The following is a 24,805-nucleotide window of genomic DNA, read 5'->3' on the forward strand; positions in this document are numbered from 1 at the left end:
GGCGCGTCTTCCCGGATGGGCGCATTGTCAGATTTATCCTGGCGGCGCTCAGCCGTCCGCCGTCGAGAGGAACCTCCCCGTGGGCCAGCTGCCGCTGTTCTTCCTGGTGCTGCTCGCCTCCGTGGTGACCATGCCGCTCGCCCGCAGGACACGGGTGCCGCAACCGGTCCTGATGACCCTCCTCGGCATCGCCATGGCGCTCATCCCCCAGATCCCGGACGTCTCGCTCGATCCCGAGCTGATCCTCCCGCTGGTGCTGCCACCGTTGATCTTCGCGGTCGCCCGGCGCTCCTCGGTCCGCTACTTCAAGGCCAACATCCGCTCGATCCTGCTGCTGGCCGTCGCCCTGGTGGTGGTCACCACCATCGCGGTCGCCGGTGCGGTGCACTGGCTGCTGCCCGCGCTGCCGCTGGCCGCCGCCATCGCGGTCGGCGCGGTGGTCTCCCCGCCCGACCCGGTCGCCGCCGTCGCGGTCGCCGGCAGCATCGGACTGCCCCGGCGTCTGGTGGCGATCCTGGAGAGCGAGGGCCTGTTCAACGACGTCACCGCGATCGTCATCTACTCACTGTCCATCGAGGCCATGGTCAGCGGCGACTTCTCGATCGGCGACGCGGCGCTGCGCTTCGTCCTGTCCGCCGTGCTCGCCGTGGTCGTCGGCGTCGCCCTCGGCTGGATGAACGCCAAGCTCGCCGGGCTCCTGGACGATCCGACCCAGCAGGTCGCGCTCAACCTGCTGGTGCCCTTCGCCGCCTACACCCTCGCCGAGGAGATCCACGGCTCCGGCGTGCTCGCCGTCGTCGTCTGCGCGCTCTACCTCGCCGAGCGGGCCGCCGACGCCGACGCCGTCTCCTACCGCCTGGTCGGCAACGCCTTCTGGGAGGTGGTCGAGATCCTGATCACCGGCGTGGCCTTCGGCCTGATCGGCCTGGAGCTGGCCACCGTGCTCAAGGAAGCAGGCCGGGGCTGGACCGGATTCATCGGCGACGCCGCCGTCGTCATCGCGGTCGTCGTGCTGGTCCGGCTGTTCTGGCTGCTGCCGGCCGGCTGGCTGTCGCGCAGGCTGCGCCGCGGTGACGACGAGGACACCCCGTTCAGCTGGAAGGAGAGCGTGATCCTCTGGTGGTCCGGCATGCGCGGCGTGGCCACCGTCGCGCTGGCCCTCGCCATCCCGCTCTCCCTGCACTCGGGCGCGGACTTCCCCGAACGGGGCCGGCTGGTCTTCATCGCCTTCAGCGTGGTGCTGTTCACCCTGCTGGTCCAGGGCCTGAGCCTGCCCTGGCTGGCCAAGCGGCTGGAGCTGGACATCGACCAGGACAAGCACGAGCAGGCCGTCCGTCAGCTCTGGTGGCGGGCCGCCAAGGCCGGGCTGGCGCGGCTCGGCGAACTGGAGGAGCAGGACAGACTGCCCGCCGAGGTCGCGGACCGCCTGCGGGACCGTCAGCACGACCGGCTGGCCCGGCTCTGCCCCGAGAAGTACGCCGAGGAGGACGCCATCGAGGCCAAGCAGCGCCTCGCCCAGTGGCGGGTCGCCCGGGACGTCGAACAGGAGATGATCGCCGCCTCCCGGCGCGAGATGCTCGTCGCCCGCAGCGAGCTGGGGGCCGACCCGGAGCTGGTCGACCAGGTGCTGCGCGGCCTGGACCTGCGCACGGAACGGAAGTGACGGGCAGTCCGCGCCCACCGGCCGGAATGTGCGCGACCGCTCCCAGGGTTGCATAGGCTGATCCCGGGCAGGCCGTCAACGGAGTCGGCGCACCACCCGTACCCGCACGACCTCGCACGGGCCCCGCACGCCGGGGCCCACCGCCTGGCCCTGCCGGTTTCTGCACCCAGATGAATCGAGGACCCACCGATGTCGGAGACCCGCGCCGACGCCCGCACCCCGCTCGACCGCACCCCGCAGTGGGCCGCCCTGGCCAAGCACCGGGAGCAGCTGGGCGGGACGCACCTGCGCGAGCTGTTCGCCGCCGATCCCGAGCGCGGCAGCCGCTACACCCTGCAGGTCGGCGACCTGCACGTGGACTACGCCAAGCACCTGGTCACCGACGAGACGCTGGAACTGCTGCGCGAGCTCGCCGCCGCCACCGGCGTCGCGGAGCTGCGGGACGCGATGTTCCGCGGCGAGAAGATCAACAACACCGAGCACCGCGCGGTCCTGCACACCGCGCTGCGGGCCCCGCGGGACGCGGTGATCGAGGTCGACGGCGAGAACGTGGTGCCCGCCGTGCACGCCGTCCTGGACAAGATGGCCGGCTTCGCCGAGCGGGTCCGCAGCGGTGAGTGGAAGGGCCACACCGGCAAGCCGATCCGCACCGTCGTCAACATCGGCATCGGCGGCTCCGACCTCGGGCCGGCGATGGCCTACGAGGTGCTCCGCTCCTACACCAAGCGCGACCTCGACGTCTGCTTCGTCTCCAACGTCGACGGTGCCGACCTGCACGAGGCGGTCCGCGACCTCGACCCGGCCGAGACGCTGTTCATCGTCGCCTCGAAGACCTTCACCACCATCGAGACCATCACCAACGCGGTCTCCGCCCGCGACTGGCTGCTCGACGGCCTCGGCGCCGGCACGGAGGCGGTGGCCAAGCACTTCGTCGCGCTGTCCACCAACGCCCAGGGCGTGCAGGACTTCGGCATCGACACCGCCAACATGTTCGAGTTCTGGGACTGGGTCGGCGGCCGCTACTCCTACGACTCGGCGATCGGCCTGTCGTTGATGATCGCCATCGGCCCGGACGCCTTCCGCGAGATGCTGGACGGCTTCCACCTGGTCGACGAGCACTTCCGCACCGCCCCGGCGGAGCAGAACGTCCCGCTGCTGCTCGGCCTGCTCGGGGTCTGGTACGGCGCCTTCTTCGACGCCCAGGCGCACGCGGTGCTGCCGTACTCGCACTACCTGTCGAAGTTCACCGCCTACCTCCAGCAGCTGGACATGGAGTCCAACGGCAAGTCGGTGACCCGCGACGGCACCCCGGTCAACTGGCAGACCGGCCCGGTGGTCTGGGGCACCCCCGGCACCAACGGCCAGCACGCCTACTACCAGCTGCTGCACCAGGGCACCAAGCTGATCCCGGCCGACTTCATCGGCTTCGCCCGGCCGGTCGCCGACCTGCTGCCGGGCCTGGTCGCCCAGCACGACCTGCTGCTGGCCAACTTCTTCGCCCAGACCCAGGCGCTGGCCTTCGGCAAGACCCCGGAGGAGGTCGCCGCCGAGGGAGTGCCGGCCGAGCTGGTCCCGCACAAGACCTTCCGGGGCAACCACCCGACCACCACGATCCTGGCCGGGGAGCTCACCCCCTCGGTGCTCGGCCAGCTGGTCGCGCTGTACGAGCACAAGGTGTTCGTCCAGGGCGCGATCTGGAACATCGACTCCTTCGACCAGTGGGGCGTCGAGCTGGGCAAGGTGCTCGCCAAGCGGATCGAGCCGGTGCTGCTGACCGGTGAGGGCGCCGACCAGCTGGACAGCTCCACCGCGGCGCTGGTCGCCCGCTACCGCGAGCTGCGCGGCCGCTGAGCCCCGTCGGGCCGCCCGCTCCGGCGGGCGGCCCGGTACCCGGGTGCCGCCGGATTCCCCAGCCGGAAGCCGAAACGCCGGAAGGCCCTCCGCTCTCGCGAAGGGCCTTCCGGCTGTCTGTGCGCCGCCAGGGACTCGAACCCCGGACCCGCTGATTAAGAGTCAGCTGCTCTAACCAACTGAGCTAGCGGCGCCTGCTGACACGGAAACTGTAGCAGCGGCCCGCGGTCGAGCCAAAATCGAATATCCGCCCCGGCCGCCGCCTGTGTCCCGAGCCGCTGTCGCTCCCCGTTCACCTCCCGGTCACGAGGACCGGCTCCGTCGGGGCGGACGCGCCGGGCTCGCGCACCGCCCGTACGCAGGCCCAGAGCACCACCGAGGCACCGGGCAGCCAGGGCTCCCGCTCCTCGGGGGCGACGATCCAGCGCCCCGAGCCCAGGCCCGGGGACTCCGGGCCGTGCACCATCCGCTGGAGCGGCGGCACCGTCACCGCGTCGCCCCTGCCGTGACACAGCAGCGGCGGCACGTCCCGGGCCCACTCCTCCCAGGCCAGCAGCCGGCGCAGCCGGGGCGCTGCGCCGGGCTGGACGAACAGCAGGATGCGCCCCCGGTAACCCGCGACCGGCCCGCAGCCCGGGCCGGACGCCCACAGCTCGTCCAGCACCCGGCGGCCGAACAGCGCCGGCATGCTGATCACGTCGAAGGCGCGCCCGCAGGGCAGCACCGAGGGTGCCCACGGGCGGGAGTCCCAGAGGGCGCGCATGCTGCGCGGGTACTCGCTGGCGGAGGCGAGCCAGGCCTCCCCGGCCGCGCTGACGTACTCGACCGACTGATGCGTCCAGATGTCCACGCCCAGTAGCGTGCGCCGTGCACGCCCCCGGTGTGACGAAAAGCGCCGTTCGCCGGACAGGCCGACGGGACACGGCGTACCCTCCGCGCTGGCATATGCCAGGGACGCTCGTCAGTCCTCCTGGCGACGCGGCTGGAGCAGGCCGCGGCCGTACTCGATCATCTTGGCGGCGTAGTCGGGGGTCCAGTCCGCCCGCTCGGCGATCTCCGCGTCCGAGAGCGCGTCGAACCGGCGCGGGTCCGCCAGCTGCGCGGCGGCGACCGCCTGGAAGTCGGTGGCCCGCTCGGCGGCGGTCCGGAAGGCGAGGGCCAGTTCGGTGGAGCGGCGCAGCAGCTCCCCGGGGTCGTCGATGGACTCCAGGTCGAAGAATCGTTCCGGCTCCGGCTCGGCGGACTGCGGCTCGAACAGCAGCTGCACGGGGCGCAGCCGCCGCGTGGGCTCGGGCGCCTCGGCGGGGGAGTCGGGCATGGACGGACACCTCCGGGGTTTCGGTGAGGGAGGGGCGGGCGGACTGCTCCGGGCCGCGCCGCCCGGCTGTGGCCGTCGTCCATTGTCTCGCGGCGGCAGCCGGTAACGGAACGGTGCGCGTGCGGGCGCTATTCCCCGGCGCGCGCCGGGCGCGCGCCACGGGCGCCGCGCATCCACATCGCATCCGAATCGCATGCGAACCGGTTGGCCGGGTGTAGGAGTCACGCCACCCGACCGGAGTACCCATGCACCTGCCGAAGACCCCGCCCGCCCGAGCCCTGTTCACCCCGGCCCTGGTCACCCCTGCCCTTTTCGCCCGGGCCGTGTCCGCCCGCACCCTGTCCGTCCGGGCCCTGTCCGGACGCGCCCGGCTCGCCCGGGTTCTGTCCGCCCGGGCCGTGTCCGGACGCGCTCGGCTCGCCCGGGTTCTGTCCGCCCGCGCTCTGCTCGCCGCCGCCGTACTCGCCCCGGTCGTCCCGGGGTCGGCGGCGGCGCCGGCCTTCGCCGCCGAGACGGCGAAGGTGGTCACCGGGCCGGCCAGCGCCCCTGGCGGCGTCTCGACCGCGACCTGCCCGGCCGGCACCCACCTCACCGGCGGCGGCTACCGGCTGCAGCCCGACGCGGACGGTCCGGTGCGCGCCAACGGCCCGACCGCCGACGCGACCGGCTGGAGCGCCCAGGCCGCGCACGGCTCGGTGGTGGCCTTCGCGGTGTGCGAGACCGAGGACTGACCGCGGCTACCGCAGGCGGACCCGGTGGCCGCCGAGGTGCTGGAGCACCTGGTGGTTGGCCTCCCAGCCGTCCGGGAAGGCCACCGGGACGCCCAACTGGACCGGCGCGGTGGAGGGGTGTTCGTCCAGCAGCTCGGCGATCCCGGCTCGGGCCACCACGATGCAGGCGTGCCGGTGCCGGGAGGCGAGCACGCAGAGCCGACCGGTCTCCAGGTGGAAGGCGGTCGCGTCCGGGCGCCCGGAGAGCGGGTGCAGCACCACCGTGACGTCGTACTCCCGGCCCTGCAGCCGGTTGGCGGTGTCCACGGTCACCGCCGGCCCGGCCGCGCCGTCCACCGGGACGCCCGCCCTGAGCAGGGCCGCCCGGACGGCTGCGGCCTGGTCGCGGTGCGCCGTGCCGACGGCGACCCGGTCCGCGGTGAGCGGGGCCCGGCCCTGCTCGGAGTGGGCCGTCAGCCCGCGCTCCAGCAGCCGCCGGACGGTGGCCGCGACGGCCGCCACCGCCTGCGGATCGGTCCGTACGGTGTGCCGGGCGGGCAGTTCCAGCAGCGCCCAGCCGTGCTCGGCGGCCCGGTCGATCACGGCGTCCAGCGCCGAGCCGTCGGGGCGGACGGCGGCGGTCAGCCGCCGGTCGTCCGGGCCGGTGCCGGAGCGGAACGGCGTGTACGGGTAGAACGCCCGGGAGATCAGCGGCGCCGCGCTCGCGGGCAGCCGCCAGGAGACCGGCAGCCGGTGCGGCTCGATCTGCGGGTTGTGTGCCAGCAGGGTGACCACGGCGCTGCCGGACGGGTCGTAGGACAGGCCCGCCCACTGCTCGGTGCCGACCACGGTGAACGGGTCCAGCTGGCCCGGATCGCCGACGAACAGCGCCCGCTCGAACAGCCGGGCTACCGCGAGGAGGGCGTCCGAGCGCATCTGGTACGCCTCGTCGACGATCGCGTGCCGCCACGGCGCCTCCGCCCGGACCCACTGCCACTTCGCGGAGGTGGAGATCACCACGTCCTGCCCGGCCAGGTCGGCGACCTTGTCGGAGGGCGTGACGTTGGCGTGCCGCAACACCTCCGGGCCCGGCGCCGAGTCCGCCGCGTGCAGCCGGCCGATCGTCAACTCCGGTGCCTTCTCGGCCAGTCGGCCGACCAGGTCGTCCACCTGGCCGTTGGTCTGGGCCACGATCATCAGCCGCTCGCCGGCCGCCACCAGCTCGCGGGCGGCCCGCACCACCAGCGTGGACTTCCCGGCTCCGGGCGGCGAGTCCACCACGACGCCGCGCGGGGCGCCGACCGCCGGGTGGACGGTGGCCGCCAGGATCCGGGCCACGGCGGCGTCGGCGGCGGCGCCCGGGGACTCGGCGCCCGGGGACCGCTCGGGGAGCGCCCCCGGGGGCACGGCCTGGCCGGGGGCCGGGGTCCCGGCCTGGTCGGGGGTCGGTCCGGCCATCACTCCCACTCCTCGGAGGCGGTCGACGGGGCGGCTGCGGCTGCGGCTGCGGCTGAGGCTGCGGCGCCGGGCGGGCCGCCGTGGGTCCACGGGGTGTCGTCCGGCTCGGGCAGCGGAGCGGACTGGCGGACCGTCAGCTCGAACAGGGTGAAGGTGACCGGCTCGCCCGGCTCGGGCAGGCTGCCCGGTTCGGGCTCCTTCTTGCGGCCCATGCCGGACAGCACCCGCAGGGTGATGGTGCCCTCGGCGGGCTCGACCGCGACGATCTCGGCCCGCTGCGCGGACGGCCCGTGCACCCGGTGCACCTCCCGGCCGGGGTCCGCGTGCGGGCGGTCGGCGGTGCGCACGGTGACCAGCGGGCGGGGCTTGGGGGAGCGGCCGGAGGTGTCCCAGTCCGGCACCACCTCCGTCACCACCCCGCTGAACGCCTCACCGGCGAGCCGGTGCTCGGCCATCGCCAGCGGGTCGTCCAGCGCCTCCTGGACGTCCAGGCGCGCCTGCTCGCGCTCGCGCTGGGCGAGTTTGCGGGCGGCGGTGACGGCGTCGTCCTGCCGGGGCTGCGGGGGCTCACCGGCCGCCAGGCGGTCCCGGTGGCCGGTGTAGGACCAGCGGTCGCCGGTCCAGCGCTCCTCCAGGTGGCCGGCCGGCGGCAGGGCGCGCAGCAGGTCCAGACCCCGCCAGACGTCCCGCCAGGTGGGCAGCAGGGCGGCGCTCAGCACGTCCCGCAGCTGGTCGACGGCCGAGCGGACGGCCGCCCGGGCGCGCTCCGCGGCCACCTCGTCGTGCTGGTCCGCACCGTGCTGGAGGGCGGTGACGGCCGAGTCGTAGCGGGCGATCGCCGGGGCGAGCACGAACTCGTCGAAGCGCGGGTCGGTGGTCGGGCCGGCCGGCGGGTGCAGCAGCAGGCCTTGCTCGTCCCGGCCGGACTCGGCCAGCTCGGCCGCCTGCGCGCCGGTCAGACCGGGCGGCGGGTCGTGCCAGGCCAGCTGGGCGGCCAGGTGCTGGTCCTCCAGATGGCTCTGGCCGGTGGCCCAGTGCCGGGCGAGCAGGCCGGTCATCGGCAGCAGCAGGCTGGAGCCGGGCACCTGGGCGCGGTCGGTGAGGTGGGTGAGCCAGCGCCCGAGCAGCGGCACCCGCAGGGGCGCCGGGTACGGGCCCGGGTCGGCGTCCTCGGCGGTGCGGCGGAACCGGGTGGAGCGGCCGATCAGCGCGAGGTGGCGCACGCCCCCGCTGTTGGGGACGATCAGCTGCGGGGCGTCGCTGCACAGCTCGCGGAAGACCTGGGTCTTCTCGCCGGTCTCCGGGTCCTTCTCGGAGCCCTCGATCTGCTCGACGTCGTCGGCGAAGGACTCCAGGTACGGGAGCAGGTCGGCGGCCAGTTCGGCCAGGAAGTCGAACCGCAGGGCGCGGTTGAGCGGCTGGGGGACGAAGTGCAGCCGGGGCGCGTCCCGGTCGGTGCCCAGCATCACGGCCAGCGGCGCGCCGGACTCGCCGGCGGCGGCCAACGGGACCAGCACCATCGGGCGCTCGGAGAGGTGCCGGTGCCGGACGGTGGCCAGCGGCTCGGCGCGCCCGCTGCGGACGGCCTCCAGCCGGGCGAGGGTGGTGAGCAGGCTCATGCCGGGCCACCGAGTGCTTCCGCGCGCAGGGCGGCCGCGTAGGCGAGGCGCTCGGCCGCGTCGTACTCGGCCGGGCCGTACTCGCCCGTGCCGCGCTCGGCGGCAATGTCGTCGCCGGGGCCGGGGGCCGCACCGGCGGTGCCCCTGCCGGAGGCTGCGGCCAGCGCCTCGGTGACCGTACGGATGCTGCCCAGCTCCCCGCGCACCCCCCGGCCGAGCTGCTCGACCCTGTCGTCGCAGCGGGCCCGGGCGCGGCAGTGGAAGCCGAGTTCGCAGGTGGAGAGGCAGTCCGGGCTGTACGCCGCGGGGACGGCCTCCACCGCGGCGGTCAGCTGCTCGGCGGTGCGGGCCGGGGTGCCGTCCTCGTCGGTGGCCAGGTCGAAGTCGGTGCCCGGCGGCAGGGCGTCCAGCAGCCGCTCGATGCCGGTCATCCGGCTCAGCTGGCGGTGGGTGACGGCCAGCTCGCGGCGGACGTCGACGGCGACGGCCGTCGGCCGGTTGCCGAAGTCCTTCGGGCAGACCAGCAGCACGGTGGTGCGGGGGCTGCCCGGTAGCCGCTGATCGGTGTACGGGTCGTCGGGCGGCGCCTGCCCGGCGGCCGCGGCGGCGGTCCGCTGCAGCGCCAGCACGTACACCGCCGCCTGGCGGGCCGCGGCGCCGACCTTCGCCGGGTCGGCGCCGCCGTCCAGCACCGGGAAGGACTTGATCTCGACCACCGTGCAGCGCCCGCCGTGCACCACCAGGGCGTCCGGCTCCAGGTAGGCGGTGCCGCCCGCGACCTCCAGGCGCAGCATCGGGTGGTCCAGCAGCGTCCAGGCCTGAGGCTCGGCCGCTGCCGCGGCCAGCGCCTGGGCCGTCCGGTCGGCGCGGACGGCCGGGCCGGAGCGGTGCAGCAGGTCGGGCACCGACAGCGGGGCGCGGTCGTCGGCCGGGACGCCGAGGTGGGCGCGCAGCGGCTCCAGCAGCGCCGAGTAGTCGTCCGCCTTCAGCCGGGACTCGAAGATCACGCCACGGGCGATCGCGAAGGGTGACTGGCCGAAGGGCGCGGGCCGGCCGAGCCGCGCGGCCAGCGCCGACTTGTCGACCCCGACCGCGTCCAGCACCGCGCGGCGGTGACAGCCCGGATTGGCGGCGAGCGCGGCGAGGGCGCGGGCGTTCAGACTGCGCTGGGGGGCCGGTCCGCGCAGCTCGGCGAGCCGCTGGGCGAGCGGCTCAGCGGGCCCGCTGAGCGGGACGTTCGTCGAGGCGTTCATGGTGCGGCCCAGTGTCGCATCCGGGTCCGACAACGCGGGGCGGACCGGCGCGTTCCGGCCGGAAACGGTGCGCGGGGAGGGGTCGGAGCGGTGCGTTGGGTGGTCGGGGCGGTGTGCGGGGGTCGGGACGGCGCATCGTTGCTGCGGTCCGCCGCCGAGGGGGCGACTGCGGGTGCTAGCGGAGCTCCGCGGCTGCCGCGCGGAGTTCGTCGAAGGCGGCTCGGGTGAAGGTCGCCAGCTCGCCGGGGTCCTCGTCGCGGGCGGGGTCGGCCCACCGGGTGTACCCGAGCCTGAACGCGAGCACGCCGAGCCCGGCGGCCACCTGCGCCGTGGACTCCGGCACGCCCCGCCGCCCCAGCGCGTCGACCATGGCCGCGGCCATGCCGATGCTCTTCAGCGCGTCGCGCCGCTGCAACTCCTCGTTGGCCTCGATCGCGGCGTGCAGCAGCGGGCTGAGCTCGCGGTTGAACGAGGTCATCTCGCCCGAGGCGCGTTCCAGGCCGGCCGCGACGGCCGTCAGCGGTGTCGCGTCCGCCGGGGCGGCTTCGATGCCCTCGGCCAGCAGGCGGCTGAGCGTCGTCTGTCCCGCCGTGAGGATCTCCCGCTTGTCGGAGAAGTGGCGGAAGAAGGTGCTCCGGGTGAGCCCCGCGCGCTCGGAGATCTGCGTGACCGTCGTGTCGTCATAGCCCTGCTCGGCGAACAGGCTCAGCGCTGCCACGACCAGGCGCTGCCGGGCATCCGGTTTCCATCTCGGCATACGGCCATCCTAAGTGATGCGACATCCGTCCCATCGCGGTGTACGGTGATGGGACACCAGTCGCATCACTCCCCTGGAGCTTGCCATGCGCGTCTTCATCACCGGCGGAACGGGTCTGATCGGCTCCGCCGTCGTCGCAGAACTGCTCGACGCAGGCCATTCCGTCACCGCCCTCGCCCGTTCCGACGCCTCCGCGGCCCGCGCCGAAGCCGCGGGAGCCGACGTGCTCCGTGGCGGTCTCACCGACCTCGACGTGCTGCGGACCGGCGCGGATCGGGCGGACGGCGTCATCCACCTCGCCTTCAACCACGACTTCAGCTCGCCCGAGGCGCTCGCGCGCGCGGTCGCCGAAGAAGGTGCCGCGCTCGCGGCGCTCGGTGACGCCCTCATCGGTACGGACCGCCCGCTCGTCACCGTGTCCGGCACGCCCCACGTGCCGGGGCGCGCCTCGACCGAGGAGGACCCGCTGCCCTTGGACGGGCCGGTCGGCGGACGCAGCACGTCGGTGAACCGCGCGCTCGCCCTCGCCGCGCAGGGCGTGCGCAGCTCGGAGGTGCGGCTGCCGCGCACCGTCCACAACCAGGGCCAGGGCGGATTCGCCGGACTGCTCACCGACATCGCCCGCCGTACCGGAGTCGCCGGCTACCCCGGAGACGGCGCGCAGCGCTGGCCCGCCGTCCACGCGCTCGACGCCGCCCGGCTGTTCCGTCTCGCGCTGGAGAAGGCCCCGGCCGGAACGGCGTGGCACGCCGTCGCCGACGAAGGCGACGCGGTGCGCGACATCGCCGCGGTCATCGGGCGGCGGCTCGGCCTGCCGGTCCAGCCGGTCCCGCAGGACGGTTTCGGGCCCCTCGGCCCGATCTTCGCGACCGACCAGCCCGCGTCCAGCGGTCACACCCGCAGTGCCCTCGGCTGGGAGCCGACGCAGCCGAGCCTGCTCGACGACCTGGAGAACATCGGAGCCTGAGGGGACCGCCGGGTCGGCCGGCGCCCGACGGCAGGCCCGTACGCGCGTGAGTTCGTCCGTCCGCACTGCGCGTCCGCCCGAGGTCCCGCCCCCTCGGGTCCGGCTCGTCCGCCCGAGGTCCCGCCCGCCCGGGTCCGGTGCGTCCGGGTACCGCCCGTCCGGGCCCTGCTCGTCCGGGTCCGGCCGGCCGCCGGGCAGGCCCCGGACGAGCCGATGCTCGGCAGTGGCGACCACCTCGGCCGACCACTGAAACGGCCGGTCACCGGGCCCGCCCTCGTGGCCGCCGCCCGGGTGGGGGATCATGGAGCCCGGTGCTCAAGGGTGAGACCGACCGTTGACCGCCCCGTTGCGAGGAGCCCTCCCATGCCCGCCCGAATCGTGCTGGTCCGCCACGGTGAGACCGAGTGGTCGGCCACCGGCCGCCACACCGGCCGCACCGACATCCCGCTGACCGAGCAGGGCCGCGCGATGGCCCGGGCGCTCGGCGCCCGACTCGCCAAGGCGCCCTGGAACGGGCTGCCGGGCGCGCTCGTCTACACCAGCCCGCTCGGCCGGGCCGAGGAGACCTGCGAACTGGCCGGTTTCGGGGACCGCGCGGTTGAGCGCCCCGAGCTGCTGGAGTGGGATTACGGCCAGTACGAGGGCCGCACCGGAGCGGACATCCGGGCCACCGACCACCCGGGCTGGCTGATCTGGCGCGACGGGGTGCCCGGCGGCGAGAAGCTCTCCGAGGTGGCCGCCCGAGTGGACTCCTTCCTCGCCGGCCTCAAGGACGAGCACGGCGTCCCGCAGCCGGACACCACCGTGATGCACTGCGCGGACCAGGACGTCATCGTGTTCGCGCACGGCCACCTCCTGCGCATCCTGACCGCCCGCTGGCTGGGTCTGCCGCCCGAGTTCGCCCAGCGGTTCAAGCTCGGGACGGCGGCGCTGTCCGTGCTGTCCTGGGAGTACGGCGCTCCGGCGGTCGAGGTGTGGAACGACCTGTCCCACCTGGAAGGACTCGGCTTCAAGCCGGGGCACTGACCCCACCGGCCGGGATGGCCGGCCTGACCGGCCAGACCCGGCTGAGCGCTGCCCGCTCTGCCGAGCCCGCCGGGCCTCGGGTAGCCGGGTCCCGGCTCGCCGGACCCCCGGTCGCCAGGCTGCTGGTCGGCAGGCCCGGGCCCGCCGCCGCTCAGGCTGCCGCGGCCTGGTCGTAGCCGGCCAGGAAGCGGCGGACCTCGGGCACCCTGGCGTGCGGACGCAGCCGTCCCGCGGTGTCCGCCAGCATGCTGCGGATCCGGGCCGAGCGGACCTCGCCGAACAGGGCGACGGCGGCCGAGCCGTGGTGCGCCGCGCCCGCCAGGTCCCCCCGGCCGAGCCGGTCGTGGGCCAGCTCGGCGGTGTACAGCACCCGGTTGCGGACGAAGTGCGGCTCCTGCAGCGCTATGGCGAGCGCGGCCTGCTCGCTGGCGCGGTCCCAGTCGCCGAGCGCGGACCAGCACTGCGACTGCAGACCGGCGATCTCCGCCTCGCCGAAGAAGGTCATCCACTCCGGATCGGCCTCGCAGGGACCCCGGTCGAACAGCGTGTACGCCCGGGCGAGCGCGCGTTCGCAGGCGGGGCGGTCCCGCAGCAGGGCCCAGGCGCCGGCCTCGCGCATCGCCAGCAGGGCGAGCAGCCGGTCGGAGTCCAGGTGCCGGGCGGCGGACTGCCCGGCCTGTGCGGCACGGAGTGCCTCGCGCGGGCGCCCGGCGTCCCGGGCGAGGAATGCGCTGTTGCAGAAGACGTGCGCCTCCAGGGCGGAGTCCCCGGCCATCCGGGCGGTGGCGAGCGCCTCCGCGTAGAACGAGCGGGCGTCCGCGAGCCGGTTCGAGTCGTGTGCCAACCAGCCCACCGAGATGGCTAGTTCGCCCGCTCCCGCCTGGAGCCTGCGCTCCGTCTCGGCGGTGTACTCGCCCTCGTTCAGCAGGACGTAGGCGGTCCGCAGCGACTGCCCGGCCATGTCGTACAGGGCGTCGGCGCCGTGGGCGTCGTCGGCCAGTCGGATCTCCCGGACGGCCCGTTCGACGCCGAGCACTTCGGCGGCGCCCACCTTGCGGGGCGGCGGGACCGGCCCGGGGCGGCCCGGCACCACCGGCTCCAGGCCGAGCAGCGCGGGTGCGGTGAACTCCGCACCCGGGACGGCACCTTGGCGGGCGGCCGGTCGGGAGCCGGCGCCGGTCACCGGACCGGCCGCGGCCGGCCGGTCGATGCCGATCACGGTGGCCAGCGCGGTCGAGCCGCCGGCCAGGAACGTACGGCGACGCACGTCGTCGTTCTCCTCGTCGAGATAGGGCGATCCGTCGGGCCCCCTGGGCACCGCGCCGGCCCTCGGCCACGGGGGCCCGTCCGGAGCGGCTGGATCCGGGTACGGCGAGGCAGCGTACGGGAGTTGGGTGGAGAGCGGTGGGCGCGGGGCTGGCAGGGGCGGGAACGGCGGGTGGAGCACGGAGCGGAGCGGGGGCGCCTCCGCCGCCCCGGCCGCCCCGCCGCCGTCCGCCGAGCGGCGGCGGACGGCGGCGCGAGGTGCGAAGCCGAGGTCGGTGAGGGTGCGGCCCGGCCACATGTGCCGGAAGACCCGCTCGTAGGCGTAGTTGGGGCAGCGGATCTCACCGGACTCGATGCGCCCGATGTAGCGGGCGTCGCAGGACACGTGCTCGCCGATCTCGCGGGCTGCCCGTCGCACGGCCATGGCGAACTCGCCGGGTGAGCGGTCGCCGCGCAGTGCGCGCATCACGGTGTTGGGGGACGGTCGGTTCGGCTCGGCCGGTGGGGTGGCTGCCATGGGGGCGAGAGTACTCGGAGTTACCGACCGGCCACAGTCGGTTTGTGGGACATCGGCCGTCAATTCCGCACAAACCGGGCGTTGTTGCGGGATATCCGCCATGAAATGCCATGCCTTGCTGTAAGGCGCCCCGTGGCCTCGGGTGCCATCTCCGCGTTGTCCTGATACGTGGAAGCCCAGGCCGTCCCCGGCCCGTCCCCGCCCCGGCGCCCCACCTCCGGCGGCCGCGCTTCCGACCCCGACGAGGTACAGGAGGGCCCGTGATGGCCACCGGACTGCCGCAGTACCGACCCGTCCCCGGGGGCGTGCTCGCCGGCGCCGCCCCCGCCCTGCTCCCCGACCCCGCCGACGACCGCTTCCCGGGCGGGGGCCAGGTCGGCGGCGGCTGCGGCCCCTGCGGCGGCCGGCGCCGGGACGCCGCCGCTCCCGAGCAGGGCACCCTCGTCACCACCTGCGACACCGTGACGGTCGCCCTCCGGCACGGCCTGGAAGCGGTCGACATCCTGCGTCTGCGACGCGCCTGCGGAGCCGTCCTGCAGAGCCGCGACGGCAGCGCCGTCTCCTTCCTCGTCCCCGCCGGCACCTGGGAGACGTGGCACCTGCCCGGCAGCTCCTGTACGGCCGGCGCGCTGGTGCCGGCCGCCGGCGACCCGTGCTGGGTGATCCCGCCCGCCGGCGCCGGCCGTGCCGTCCGCCCCACCGACGCCTGGGTGCTCCGCTCCGCCCTCTGCGAGGCCGCCTGCACGCTCACCGCGGGCGGTCTCGGCCCGTTCTGACCGGCGTGCCGCGAGGACCCGGCCGGGCCCCGTACCGTCCCCGGCCGGGCCCCTGCGGCACGCCCCGGACCAGGGGTGTCGCCCTGCGGCGGCGATAATGGCCGCCATGGGACGAAGCAGCAGAGCCGTGCGCGGCCCGGAACCGGCGGTCACCACCGGGCCGGGCGGCCGCACCCACGCCCAGGGCCCGCTCACCCGCCCCGTCGGCTCCGGCACGGCCGAACTGCGCCCCGACCGCGACCGCTCCGCCGCCTGGACGCTGCTCATCGACGGCGCCCCGCAGTCCATGGTCGACCTCGCCGACCCGACCCACCTCGGCTTCGAGTACCAGCGCCGGCTCGGCCACCTGATCGACCTCGCCGCCCCGCCCGGCCGCCCGCTGACCGTGCTGCACCTGGGCGGCGGTGCCCTCACCCTGGCCCGTTACGTGGCCGCCACCCGACCGCGCTCGCGCCAGCAGGTCGCCGAGATCGACACCGCACTCACCGAACTCGTCCGCACCGAACTCCCGTTGGAACGCGGCTGGCAGATCAAGGTGCGCGGCGCGGACGCCCGCAGCGTGCTGGAGCGCACCCCCGAAGGCAGCGTCGACCTGGTCATCGCCGACGTCTTCTCCGGCGCCCGCACCCCGGCGCACTGCACCACCGTCGAGTTCACCGCCCTGGCGGCCCGCGCGCTCGCCCCCGGCGGCTGGTACACCGCCAACATCGCCGACGGCGCGGCCCTGCCCTTCGCCCGCTCCCAGGTCGCCACCCTGGCCGCGGTCTTCCCCGAACTCTGCCTGGTCGCCGACCCGGCGGTGCTGCGCGGCAAGCGTTTCGGCAACCTGGTCCTCGCCGCGGCCCACACACCGCTCCCCGTTCCCGACCTCACCCGTCGCGTCGCCTCCGACTCCGCCCACGGGCGGGTCGAACACGGGCGTGCGCTCAGCGACTTCACCGCCGGGGCGGTTCCGGCCACGGACGCCACCGCCGCGCCGTCCCCGGCCCCTCCGCCGGGCGTCTTCCGCTGACGGCCGGTCTTCTGCGAAGGGCCGGGCCTCTGCCGGCCGCTGACGGCAGGGGCAACCGCTGACGGGGGTTGGCCACCGCGGAGGGCGTTGACGGCCGCCGCGGGCGGGCGCGGTGGCGCTGACCGGTCCTGTTCCGCCCTGCACGGCGGCGAGGCCCGAGCACCGGGCAGGCGCCGCCTCGCCCTCCGCTCGTGTCGCCTCGCTCGTGCCGCCTCACTCTCGGCGCCGGGCGGAGCGCGCCGGGACGGTGGAGCCTGCCGACGAGAGCTCGCCCGCCGGGTCAGGTTCCGGCGGCTCGCGCTGCGATGCGCAGGAGCGCGGGCTCGGTCCGTGGGCCGGCCGTCGATCAGTGCCCGCGCGGCAGTCCGCGGTGCTTGAACATTGCGGCGCCGGTGAGCAGCAGCCCGGCGGCGATGGGAGCGAGCACCGCGGTGGCCGTCGCGGAGCCGTCGTCGACGGCCGTCTCGGTCGAGGTGTCGGCCAGGGCAAGCGTCTCGGGCTGCCCGCCCTCCGCCGGGGTGGCGGGTTCGCCGGACGACGCGGAGGAGGTGGCGGGGGCTGCGGCGCCTGCCGCGTCGGCCGGCTCCACCGCGTCCTGCTCCTCGTGGACCGCCGCCTCCTGGACCGGCGGAGCGTCCGCCGTCCCGGACCCGGGCTGGGGCACGGGCCGCCGGTCGCCCGGCTGCGCGTCGGTGGGCGGTTCGGCGGGCTCGCCGGCGCGGGAGGCCCGGCCCTCGGCCGGGCGGTCCTGGGCGGGGGCGCTGCCGAGCAGTCCGGAGGCGAGCGCGAAGGCGTCGGGCACCGCGGCCTGCTGCCCGGGGAGGGGCAGTCCGCCGTCCCGGATGCGCTGCTGGAGGACGCCGCCGATCCCGCCGCCGGCTCCGCTGACCGGCGCCACGCCGGTCAGCTCCCCGGCGAGCCCCGGGGAGCCCGACGTCGAGGCCGACGGCGGGATGGATGTCGGGGCCGGGGCCGGCGGACGGACGGCTGACTGGCCGTCGATCACCGGGCCGCCGCGCAGGGCGCCGCGGACGGCGGGCTGGGTCTGTCCGCGTGGCGGTTCGACCGGGGCGGCGTACGCGCCCGGCGCCCCCACGCCCCAGAGTTGTGCGAGCAGGGCCCCTCCGGCGGCGACGGTGCCTGGGCGGGGCAGCCACCGGGCGAGCGCCCGTCCCGCTCCGGCGATGCCGCGGCGGACGGGTTCCAGGGGCTTCGTCGCGTGATTGGCTCGCATGTGAATTGAGAACGAGCGGACGGGCGCCGAGGTCACGCCCGCCGTCACGGACAGTCATCGCGCCGGTGGCCCCGGGCCGGTCAACCCGGGGCCCCACCGACCGCGCGGGGATCAGGAGTTGGGGCGCAGGGTCCAGGTGACCGTCATCACACCGGTGACGGCGCCATCGGCGCGGGTGATCTCGACGGTGACCGGGAACTCGGGACGGCCGCCGGCGTCCAGCTCGGCGACGACCTCGGCGGCCGGGCGGCCGAGCACGGCGGTGGCGGTGACGTCGCCCATGGCCAGCTTCTTGTAGGCGATCTCGGCGTTCACGGCGAGCGGAACGGCGCGGGACAGCTGGTCCCCGAAGGCGGCGAGCACGATGCAGCCGCTGGCGGACTCGGCGAGCGTGAACATCGCGCCGGCGTGCGGGCCGCCGACGTGGTTGTGGTACGCGGGCTGGTCGGGCAGCCGGAGGACGGCGCGCTCCGGGGTGGTCTCCAGGTACTCGAGCTTCAGGGTGTGCGCCATCGGCACCGTGGCGTCGAGCATCTGGCCGATCGAAGGAGTGGTCATGGCGACGATGTTACTAGCCGGTAGCTTCCTGCGGCAGGGGCCGAGCGGAAATCCCTGACCACCGTGCACAACTGAGGCCATGCGAAAACGCCCGAGGGGCCGACCTCTTGAAGAGATCGGCCCCTCGGGCTCTGGGGTGAGTGACGGGACTCGAACCCGCGACCACCTGGACCACAACCAGGTGCTCTACCAACTGAGCTACACCCACCATCTGTCCGGTCCGTTCCCGCTCTCGCGTTCCCGTTCCGACAGGAAGAACTCTACAGGATCCGAGAGGGTGCTCGCGCCAGGGTTTCGTTCCGGCGGACGCGGGCACCCCCTCCGGCCCCGCAGGACCGTTCGGGCGACCCCTGTCGCGGCGGCCGACGGGCCTGGGCGTCGGCGGAGCCGTAGGGCCTCGGCGGAACCCTCGGGCCTCGGCGAGGCCGGGTCGGGCGGGTCGGGCTCGGCCGGTCGGGACCGGCCCGGTCGGCCGACCGGACCGGGCGGTTCGGTCGCCGCGACAGGGGTCGTCGCCCGCGCCGGGTCAGGCCGGTCGCCGGCAGGACCGGTCGCGCCGGCGGGCTCAGCCGGCCGGGGCCTGGTACTTCTCGGCGATGGCGCGCGCGGTATCGGCGTCCGGGCCGGGCTGCGGCACGAACACCGCCTCGCGGTAGTACCGCAGTTCGTCGATGCTCTCGCGGATGTCGGCGAGCGCCCGGTGGTTCCCGCCCTTGCGCGGGCTGTTGTAGTACGCCTTCGGGTACCAGCGGCGGGCGAGCTCCTTGATCGAGGAGACGTCCACGATCCGGTAGTGCAGGTGCTTCTCCAGGGCCGGCATATCCCGGGCCAGGAAGCCGCGGTCGGTGGCCACCGAGTTGCCGCACAGCGGCGTCTTCCCGGCCTCCGGCACGTGCTCGCGCACGTACGCGAGGACCCGCTCCTCGGCCTCGGCCAGGGTCACGCCCTGCTCCAGCTCCTCCAGCAGACCCGAGGAGGTGTGCATCTCGCGCACCACCTCGGGCATGTTCGCCAGCGCCTCCGCGGGAGGGCGGATGATGACGTCCACGCCCTCGCCGAGGATGTTCAGCTCGGAGTCCGTCACCAGCACCGCGACCTCGACCAGGGCGTCCCGGTCGAGGTCGAGGCCCGTCATTTCACAGTCGATCCATACCAAACGGTCATTCACGCAACTCACCCTACGGCGCGATCACGCGCCGCGGGCACCGCTGGAGCCGAGCGCGGCGCCGGAGCGACCCCCTCGGCCTGACGCTCCTCCGCCTCGCCGTGCGGGCCCCGGCCGTCCGGGTGCTCGCCGTCCCGGGCACCGCGGCCGCCGTGGCCGTCCCGTGCGGGGCGCCCCTCGCGGGGTGTCCGTCCGCCGTCCGGCGCCGCGGTGCGACCGCCCTGGGGGCGTGCCTGCGGCGCCCGGGACTGCCGGCCCCGGAGCTCGCCCGCCCCGGCCGCCGACTGCCCGGCGGCGGTGGTCGGCACCCGGCCGCCCGGCGCACCGTGCGGGCGCCCGGCCGCACCCGGCTCGTCCCCGGGCCGTTCCACCGCACTGCGGTGACCCTGACCCTGACCGCGCGCCCCCGGCTGGGGGTGGCCGTCCTCGGCCGCCGCGTGCTCGGCCGTCCGCGGCGGACGCCCCGCACCCGGCCCCGCCTGCGGCGGCACCAGCGGAGCCCGCACCGGACCGCGCGCCGCACCCTGCTGCCCGGAGTGCGGCTGCTGCCCGGCCTGCTGGTGCGGATAGGGCTGGCCCGCGCGGGTGTGGAAGCCCGGGGCGGTCGACGTCCCGGCCTGCCCCGGCCCGTACGGACCGGCGTGGCCGTGTAGCACCGGCTGCCCGGGGACGACCTGCTGCCCGTGCTGGCCCTGCTGCCCGTGCTGTCCCGCCTGACCGTGCTGGCCGGGCTGACCGCCCGGGCCCTGTGCCCCGCCCCCGGCCGGGAACGCGTGGGCCGGCTGCGCGCCGTGCGCCGCCGCGCCGAACGGTGCCCCGCCCGCCGAGGCCGCCGCCGCGGCGGCAGACGCCGGGTGCGCCAGCCCACCGGGCAGCCGGAGGTCGCCGCCGTGCGTCCCGGCCGGGCCGGGCGCCTGCTGACCGGGCCGACGGGCCCGGTAGCTGGTCCGGTACGCGGCGGGGGAGACCCCGAGCTGACGGCGGAAGTGACCGCGCAGGGCCACCGGAGAACGGAAGCCGCACCGGCGCGCGACGTCGTCCACCGACAGCTCCGAGGTCTCCAGCAGCCGCTGCGCCTGCAGCACCCGCTGGGTGATCAGCCACTGCAGCGGCGCGCTGCCGGTGAGCGTGCGGAACCGTCGGTCGAAGGTGCGGCGGCTCATGTACGCGCGGGCCGCCAGCACCTCGACGTCGAACTGCTGGTTCAGGTTCTCCAGTGCCCAGGTGACCACCTCGGCCAGCGGGTCGTTGCCGATCTCCTCCGGTAAAGACTGATCGATGTACTGGGCCTGTCCACCGCCGCCGCGGCGGCTGGGCACCACCAGCCGGCGGGCCAGCGCGTTGGCAGCTTCGGCGCCGTGGTCGCTGCGGACCACGTGCAGGCACAGGTCGATCCCGGCGGCGGTACCGGCCGAGGTGAGCACGTCGCCGTCGTCCACGAAGAGCTCGCGGGGGTCGACGTGCACCCGGGGGTAGCGCTTGGCGAGGGTCGGCGCGTACATCCAGTGGGTCGTCGCCGGGCGGCCGTCCAACAGGCCGGCGGCGGCGAGCACGAAGGCGCCGGTGCAGAGCCCGATGATCCGGGCGCCCTCGTGGTGGGCCTTGCGCAGGGCGGTGATCGCCTCGACCGGCGGGGGCTGAGAGATCGAACGCCAGGCCGGGACGACGATCGTGCCGGCCCGCGCGAGGGCCTCCAGCCCGTACGGCGCGGAGAGGGTCAGACCGCCGGTGGTGGCCAGCGGGCCCTCCTCGCCGGCGCAGACCAGCAGCCGGTAGCGGGGGACCCCGGCGTCCTGGCGGTCCACGCCGAAGACGGAGAGCGGGATGGAGCTCTCGAAGATCGGGGCGCCGCCGAAGATCAGCACCGCGACGGTCTCCCGGCGCCGCCGACCGGACAGCTTGCGCGGGGCACCGGCGGGCGACGGGTTCGCCGTGGCGGTGACGCCTCCGGGCGCCCCGGCGGGGGCGCCGCCGTGGGTCAGCGGACCGTGGCCCTGGACGGTGCCCAGGGGGAGGCCGCCGAGTGCGCCGCCGGCGCCGTTCACTGCCGGGGCCGGGGCCGGGGCCGGGGCCGGGGCCGGGCCGGCGCCGGGGTATGACTGGTGGCCGTTGTAGCCGGAGTACTCGCCCGTGAAGGCAGGGGCCGCGGCGCCGTACGGGGACGAAGGGTTGACGGATCCTCGGCCGGAGGGCTGCCCGGCGTGGCTCGGGTGGCCGCCCTGGACGGAGTGGCCGCCCTGGACGGGGTGGCCGGCCTGGTTCGGGAATCCGCCCTGGGACGGTGGCGTCCCGTACGGCGCCGGCCTGCCGTATCCCTGACCTCCTCCGTGACCTCCTCCGTATCCGGGACCGCCGTGCCCGGGGCCTCCGTGCTCGGCCTGGGCGGCGCTGGTGGCGGCGGACGGTGCCGGGGGGCAGGAGGAGTGCGAGGCTGAGCCCGGGGCGCTCGGGGTGCCGGAGGTGCGGGTGGTGGCGGCGGTCGCGGAGGTGCCGGAGGCGCCGGTGATTCTCGCGGACCGACCCGCGGTGCCGGCCGGCGCCTGGCCGCTGTCAGGACCCGCGTCGCTCCTGCTCACCCTGCTCAAGGCGCTCAAGCCCCCTCGGTGGTGTGGTGTGGGTGGTGCGGCACTGCTAGCCAAGATCGAAATCTATCGGGTCGACCATTGCCGTTGTGACAAGTTCACCATCCGACGCTATGTCGACATGGCAATTTGGCGTGATGCATTCGATCACGAAGCGTGGCACCCGTCGACCTTTCTGGGAAGAGGGCCGGTGCAACGGTGGCTGGTTGTGGCGGGACGGTTCCTGGGGCGTCCGGCTTCCGGGCACCCGGGAGGCGGGTCTGGGCTGCGGGTTTGCCCAAGGTGGAGGGACAAGCAGGATTTTGACTGAAAATCGGCGGTGCACGTGAGGGCGCACGGGCGCAGGCCGTGCGCCTCCCAGGCTTCATCCGGCCAGTGCCGGTACGGCTGAGCAGGGGCGCGGGTACGGGGGCTACGGTCCTGCCATGACCAGCGACAGCCGGCTCGAACTGGCCAACGACAACGCCGCAGCCTTCTGGCTCGCCCAAGCCCGTGCGCACGACTGGCGGTCCCGGGTCCAGCCGGGGCTGACGGCGGTCCGCTGCGCGCGCACCCCGGACGACGCCCACCGCTTCGTGGTCACCCGAGCCCCCCGTGAACCCGCGCTCCTGGAGAAGGAGTTGGCGGAGATCCTGGAGGACTGGGAGACCGTTCGCTTCACCTTGGAGGACCCGTACGGCAGGCTCGACCTGTCCCGCCTCGGAGCCGCCCGGGCGTTGATCATGCCGGTGATGGTGCGTGAGCCCGGCCCGGTGGCGGGCGCTGCCACCGGGCTTCCCGTCGTCGTCGAACTGCGCGACGGAGGCTCCCTGACGGTGGATGAGGCGACGGACGGGGACGGCTTCGCGCAGGTCGAGCGGACCATCGTGGACGGATTCCCCCTGCCCGCCCGTCAGCCCTGGACGCGCAACGACGCGCTCCCGGACCGGTTCCTGGGCCGACCCGACTGCCGGGCCTGGCTGGGCCGGGTCGACGGTGCCCCGGCGGCTGCCTGCCTCACGTACGACGACGGCCGGGCCACCGGGGTGTACTGGGTCGCCACCCTGCCCGACCGGCGCGGCCGCGGAGTGGCCCGCGCCCTGCTGCGCACCGCCCTGGCTCACGCCCACCCGGACCGCCCGGCCACCCTGGTCGCGACCTCGGCCGGTGAACCGGTCTACCGCTCCCTCGGGTTCGCCGAACGGGCCCGCACCTGCTGGTGGAGCCGCACCTCGCTGGGTGGCTGACCAGCGGCATCGGCTGCACGGGGACGGGGCGCAGGGGCGGCAGAGGCGGGGCGCAGCAGGCAGGGCGCGGAGCGCAGCGTGGTGGCGGGGGCGAAGGGCCGAGGCACCGGGTGGGGGCGCTCGCACGGCCAGGGATCAGATCCCCGGGCTCGGGATCGGGCTCGGGGTTCCGAGTTCGGGTTCGGGCGGGGCATGGGGGTGCCGGGGCAGGGGTTCCGGCATGCCGTAGCGGGGCCTGCGGGCGGAAGGAGGTGGCCGCCTGCGGCGGCGGCGCATGCGGCGACGTCGTGTGTCCGGTTTCGGGCGGGGCCCCCGGCGCCGGACGGAACCGGCTCGGGCGCTACCGGGCGGCCGCGGCGGGCGTCGTCATGGTCGGTGCGACCGGCTGCGGCGCGACGAACACGGTCCGGGCGGGTACGATCCCATCAGCCCTCCTACGAAGGGGCGTTGGGGTCGCCGGCGCAGCCGCCGGGCCGTCGTCCGCGACCGGCCGCGTCCCGGCGGACGTCCCCGGAAGGGCCCCGCCAGCAGCCTTCGGCCCCGGCTCCACGCCCGCCCCGGTGCCCTGGCGGCCGTCGGCGATCAAGGCAAACTCGCCTGATCGGTTTCGGACAGCGGGAACCGCTCCGGAGCCCGAGGCGCCGACCGTCCCGGCGCTTCCGGGAACGGGCGCACTCGGGCCGTCCAGGGCGGTCCCCGGCGGGCGTGCGCCGGACCGTGCGCCGAGCAGCGCCGTCGCACGGAGTGGCCCGTGCGCGGCCGCCGTGGCGGCCTGCCGACGCACCGGCCCGCTCGCCCGGACGCCGAGCCGGACGTCGGCCCGCAGTCCCGACCGGGCCGAGGGTGCGTTGCGGGCGGCCAGCACCAGTCCGACGGCCTCCGGCAGACCGGCCGCCTTCAGGGTCGGCCGGTATCCGTTCTCCGCCCACGGCCGACCGTGGTGCAGCCAGACGCTGCGCAGCCCGGCCAGTTCGGCGCCGGCGATGTCGGCGGGGGCATGGTCCCCGACCATCCAGGTGTGCGCCTGCCAGTCCCCGGACGGCCGGACGCCGCACCGCTGGGCCGCGATCTCGAAGATCAGCGGGTCCGGCTTGACGCAGTCGGCCTCCTCCGAGATCACCCAGCCGTCGACCAGGGACCCCAGTCCGGTCCGCCGGATCTTCTCCAACTGGGGTCTGGTGCCGCCGTTGGAGACGATCCCGAGCGTCCACCCCGCCGCCCGTGCGGCCCGCAGCGCCTCGACATGGCGGGGTGGACAGTGGATGTGCGAGTTGATGCCGCGTCGGAAGTGTGCGAGCAGGAACTCGACGGAGGCGTCCAGGCCGTAGCGGCGCCGCACGGCGGACAGTACGGTGCTGCGCGGCACGTACCCGCTGCCGTCGAGGGTGACGAACCAGTCGAGGTCACCGGGCGGTAGGCGGTGTTCGGACAGGAAGTCCTCCGCCCAGGCCCGGAAGGCGGCGTCCCGGGGCAGCAGCGTGTTGTCGAGGTCGAACAGGAGCAGCGGCATGCCGAGCATGGTGCCAGCGCCCGAGCCTATGCACCTGGCAAATGCCAGAGCGCGTCGTGAAGCCGTACAGAGTGGCCGAAACGGGCCCGGCGCGCGGGACGGACGGGGTCCGGCGCGGGTGGTCCGGCGGGGTGGGGGACCGGGACCACGGCGCGACCAGGGGCGCCGGCGGGGTGTGCGCGGCGTAACGGTTCGCGACATCCGGCAACTGATCGTCGCCAATCCATGACAGTCCGGTCACGGTGTCCGGCGGGCCTGTTGCGCCTTCCGGTCGGCTCAGTCAAGCTCCAGGGAACCTCTTTTCCGTAGGGGGCGCGATCGCTTGCGGGCAGGGCGC

Annotated in this window: 19 protein-coding genes, 2 tRNA genes and 1 pseudogene; 8 read left to right on the top strand and 14 right to left on the bottom strand. The window is 75.3% G+C overall.

What is annotated here, in order from left to right; translation table 11 throughout:
• The first annotated feature begins 79 nt into the window (after positions 1-79).
• Both ACGF07_RS32160 and pgi read left to right on the top strand, forming a co-directional pair.
• The gene (locus ACGF07_RS32160) at positions 80-1,663 is read left to right on the top strand and encodes a Na+/H+ antiporter (protein WP_392904582.1); all 1,584 of its coding nucleotides are present in this window, start codon (positions 80-82) and stop codon (positions 1,661-1,663) included.
• A 189-nt stretch (positions 1,664-1,852) separates the two neighbouring features.
• Positions 1,853-3,514 carry a glucose-6-phosphate isomerase gene (gene pgi / locus ACGF07_RS32165; RefSeq protein ID WP_392904584.1) on the top strand — a complete coding sequence of 554 codons (1,662 nt, stop codon included), beginning with the start codon at positions 1,853-1,855 and terminating at the stop codon, positions 3,512-3,514.
• Positions 3,515-3,634: 120 nt separating this feature from the next.
• On the opposite strand, the gene ACGF07_RS32170 is transcribed toward pgi, so the two are convergent.
• From ACGF07_RS32170 to ACGF07_RS32180, 3 genes are all read right to left on the bottom strand, one after another.
• Positions 3,635-3,708: transfer RNA gene (locus ACGF07_RS32170), tRNA-Lys, on the bottom strand.
• Between the two features lie 98 nt (positions 3,709-3,806).
• On the bottom strand, positions 3,807-4,364 hold the full coding sequence (locus ACGF07_RS32175; protein WP_392904586.1) for a bifunctional DNA primase/polymerase: 558 nt from the start codon (positions 4,362-4,364) through the stop codon (positions 3,807-3,809).
• Between the two features lie 111 nt (positions 4,365-4,475).
• Complete coding sequence (locus ACGF07_RS32180) at positions 4,476-4,832, bottom strand: hypothetical protein (RefSeq protein WP_350747675.1); 357 nt, start codon at positions 4,830-4,832, stop codon at positions 4,476-4,478.
• Between the two features lie 245 nt (positions 4,833-5,077).
• Here ACGF07_RS32180 and ACGF07_RS32185 point away from each other — a divergent pair, with 245 nt between their 5' ends.
• Positions 5,078-5,563, top strand: a complete 486-nt coding sequence (locus ACGF07_RS32185; RefSeq protein ID WP_392904589.1) for a hypothetical protein — start codon at positions 5,078-5,080, stop codon at positions 5,561-5,563.
• 6 nt (positions 5,564-5,569) lie between these two features.
• On the opposite strand, the gene ACGF07_RS32190 is transcribed toward ACGF07_RS32185, so the two are convergent.
• The 4 genes from ACGF07_RS32190 to ACGF07_RS32205 form a co-directional block, all read right to left on the bottom strand.
• Positions 5,570-7,000: an AAA family ATPase gene (locus ACGF07_RS32190; protein WP_392904591.1), complete on the bottom strand. Its 1,431-nt coding sequence runs from the start codon at positions 6,998-7,000 to the stop codon at positions 5,570-5,572.
• Positions 7,000-8,619, bottom strand: a complete 1,620-nt coding sequence (locus ACGF07_RS32195) for a hypothetical protein (protein WP_392904592.1) — start codon at positions 8,617-8,619, stop codon at positions 7,000-7,002. Before ACGF07_RS32195 ends, ACGF07_RS32190 begins: the two co-directional genes overlap by 1 nt.
• A complete protein-coding gene (locus tag ACGF07_RS32200; protein ID WP_392904594.1) occupies positions 8,616-9,872 on the bottom strand; it encodes a hypothetical protein in 1,257 nt (418 codons plus the stop codon). Before ACGF07_RS32200 ends, ACGF07_RS32195 begins: the two co-directional genes overlap by 4 nt.
• Before the next feature lie 175 nt (positions 9,873-10,047).
• Positions 10,048-10,629 (bottom strand): helix-turn-helix domain-containing protein, encoded by a 582-nt coding sequence (locus tag ACGF07_RS32205; protein ID WP_350747660.1) that lies wholly within the window; start codon positions 10,627-10,629, stop codon positions 10,048-10,050.
• A gap of 85 nt (positions 10,630-10,714) precedes the next feature.
• Between ACGF07_RS32205 and ACGF07_RS32210 the strand changes: the two genes are divergently transcribed.
• Together ACGF07_RS32210 and ACGF07_RS32215 are read left to right on the top strand one after the other, a co-directional pair.
• Complete coding sequence (locus ACGF07_RS32210) at positions 10,715-11,596, top strand: SDR family oxidoreductase (RefSeq protein WP_392904597.1); 882 nt, start codon at positions 10,715-10,717, stop codon at positions 11,594-11,596.
• Positions 11,597-11,959: 363 nt separating this feature from the next.
• Positions 11,960-12,622: a histidine phosphatase family protein gene (locus ACGF07_RS32215; RefSeq protein ID WP_392904600.1), complete on the top strand. Its 663-nt coding sequence runs from the start codon at positions 11,960-11,962 to the stop codon at positions 12,620-12,622.
• Between the two features lie 151 nt (positions 12,623-12,773).
• Here ACGF07_RS32215 and ACGF07_RS32220 read toward each other — a convergent pair whose 3' ends face one another.
• Positions 12,774-14,405: a tetratricopeptide repeat protein gene (locus ACGF07_RS32220; RefSeq protein ID WP_392904602.1), complete on the bottom strand. Its 1,632-nt coding sequence runs from the start codon at positions 14,403-14,405 to the stop codon at positions 12,774-12,776.
• Positions 14,406-14,668: 263 nt separating this feature from the next.
• Between ACGF07_RS32220 and ACGF07_RS32225 the strand changes: the two genes are divergently transcribed.
• Positions 14,669-15,181 (top strand): hypothetical protein, encoded by a 513-nt coding sequence (locus tag ACGF07_RS32225; protein WP_392904605.1) that lies wholly within the window; start codon positions 14,669-14,671, stop codon positions 15,179-15,181.
• Between the two features lie 106 nt (positions 15,182-15,287).
• A complete protein-coding gene (locus tag ACGF07_RS32230) occupies positions 15,288-16,193 on the top strand; it encodes a spermidine synthase (RefSeq protein ID WP_392904607.1) in 906 nt (301 codons plus the stop codon).
• A 346-nt stretch (positions 16,194-16,539) separates the two neighbouring features.
• On the opposite strand, the gene ACGF07_RS32235 is transcribed toward ACGF07_RS32230, so the two are convergent.
• The 5 genes and pseudogenes from ACGF07_RS32235 to ACGF07_RS32255 form a co-directional block, all read right to left on the bottom strand.
• Positions 16,540-17,427 carry a hypothetical protein gene (locus ACGF07_RS32235; RefSeq protein ID WP_392904610.1) on the bottom strand — a complete coding sequence of 296 codons (888 nt, stop codon included), beginning with the start codon at positions 17,425-17,427 and terminating at the stop codon, positions 16,540-16,542.
• Between the two features lie 111 nt (positions 17,428-17,538).
• A complete protein-coding gene (locus ACGF07_RS32240) occupies positions 17,539-17,985 on the bottom strand; it encodes a DUF4442 domain-containing protein (RefSeq protein WP_392904612.1) in 447 nt (148 codons plus the stop codon).
• Between the two features lie 132 nt (positions 17,986-18,117).
• A tRNA-His gene (locus ACGF07_RS32245) sits at positions 18,118-18,193 on the bottom strand.
• 357 nt (positions 18,194-18,550) lie between these two features.
• Positions 18,551-19,153: an oligoribonuclease gene (orn, locus tag ACGF07_RS32250; RefSeq protein ID WP_350742658.1), complete on the bottom strand. Its 603-nt coding sequence runs from the start codon at positions 19,151-19,153 to the stop codon at positions 18,551-18,553.
• Positions 19,154-20,066: 913 nt separating this feature from the next.
• Positions 20,067-21,048, bottom strand: a pseudogene (locus tag ACGF07_RS32255) (helix-turn-helix domain-containing protein); the annotation flags it as partial.
• 1,109 nt (positions 21,049-22,157) lie between these two features.
• Here ACGF07_RS32255 and ACGF07_RS32260 point away from each other — a divergent pair.
• Positions 22,158-22,958: a GNAT family N-acetyltransferase gene (locus tag ACGF07_RS32260; protein WP_392904615.1), complete on the top strand. Its 801-nt coding sequence runs from the start codon at positions 22,158-22,160 to the stop codon at positions 22,956-22,958.
• A 340-nt stretch (positions 22,959-23,298) separates the two neighbouring features.
• Here the strand turns inward: ACGF07_RS32260 and ACGF07_RS32265 are convergent, their stop codons facing one another.
• Complete coding sequence (locus ACGF07_RS32265; protein WP_392904618.1) at positions 23,299-24,468, bottom strand: HAD-IA family hydrolase; 1,170 nt, start codon at positions 24,466-24,468, stop codon at positions 23,299-23,301.
• Positions 24,469-24,805 lie beyond the last annotated feature (337 nt).

The organism is Kitasatospora sp. NPDC048194, from assembly GCF_043202455.1.
Classification (GTDB): domain Bacteria; phylum Actinomycetota; class Actinomycetes; order Streptomycetales; family Streptomycetaceae; genus Kitasatospora.

Excerpts from the sequence above, each read along its gene's own strand:
- ACGF07_RS32185 (WP_392904589.1), top strand. The coding sequence starts at position 5,078 with ATGCACCTGCCGAAGACCCCGCCCGCCCGAGCCCTGTTCACCCCGGCC.
- ACGF07_RS32205 (WP_350747660.1), bottom strand. The coding sequence starts at position 10,629 with ATGCCGAGATGGAAACCGGATGCCCGGCAGCGCCTGGTCGTGGCAGCG.
- ACGF07_RS32210 (WP_392904597.1), top strand. The coding sequence starts at position 10,715 with ATGCGCGTCTTCATCACCGGCGGAACGGGTCTGATCGGCTCCGCCGTC.
- ACGF07_RS32225 (WP_392904605.1), top strand. The coding sequence starts at position 14,669 with ATGGCCACCGGACTGCCGCAGTACCGACCCGTCCCCGGGGGCGTGCTC.
- ACGF07_RS32265 (WP_392904618.1), bottom strand. The coding sequence starts at position 24,468 with ATGCCGCTGCTCCTGTTCGACCTCGACAACACGCTGCTGCCCCGGGAC.
- ACGF07_RS32190 (WP_392904591.1), bottom strand. The coding sequence starts at position 7,000 with ATGGCCGGACCGACCCCCGACCAGGCCGGGACCCCGGCCCCCGGCCAG.
- ACGF07_RS32215 (WP_392904600.1), top strand. The coding sequence starts at position 11,960 with ATGCCCGCCCGAATCGTGCTGGTCCGCCACGGTGAGACCGAGTGGTCG.
- ACGF07_RS32260 (WP_392904615.1), top strand. The coding sequence starts at position 22,158 with ATGACCAGCGACAGCCGGCTCGAACTGGCCAACGACAACGCCGCAGCC.
- ACGF07_RS32200 (WP_392904594.1), bottom strand. The coding sequence starts at position 9,872 with ATGAACGCCTCGACGAACGTCCCGCTCAGCGGGCCCGCTGAGCCGCTC.
- ACGF07_RS32235 (WP_392904610.1), bottom strand. The coding sequence starts at position 17,427 with ATGCGAGCCAATCACGCGACGAAGCCCCTGGAACCCGTCCGCCGCGGC.
- ACGF07_RS32240 (WP_392904612.1), bottom strand. The coding sequence starts at position 17,985 with ATGACCACTCCTTCGATCGGCCAGATGCTCGACGCCACGGTGCCGATG.
- ACGF07_RS32180 (WP_350747675.1), bottom strand. The coding sequence starts at position 4,832 with ATGCCCGACTCCCCCGCCGAGGCGCCCGAGCCCACGCGGCGGCTGCGC.
- ACGF07_RS32230 (WP_392904607.1), top strand. The coding sequence starts at position 15,288 with ATGGGACGAAGCAGCAGAGCCGTGCGCGGCCCGGAACCGGCGGTCACC.
- ACGF07_RS32195 (WP_392904592.1), bottom strand. The coding sequence starts at position 8,619 with ATGAGCCTGCTCACCACCCTCGCCCGGCTGGAGGCCGTCCGCAGCGGG.
- ACGF07_RS32220 (WP_392904602.1), bottom strand. The coding sequence starts at position 14,405 with ATGGCAGCCACCCCACCGGCCGAGCCGAACCGACCGTCCCCCAACACC.
- pgi (WP_392904584.1), top strand. The coding sequence starts at position 1,853 with ATGTCGGAGACCCGCGCCGACGCCCGCACCCCGCTCGACCGCACCCCG.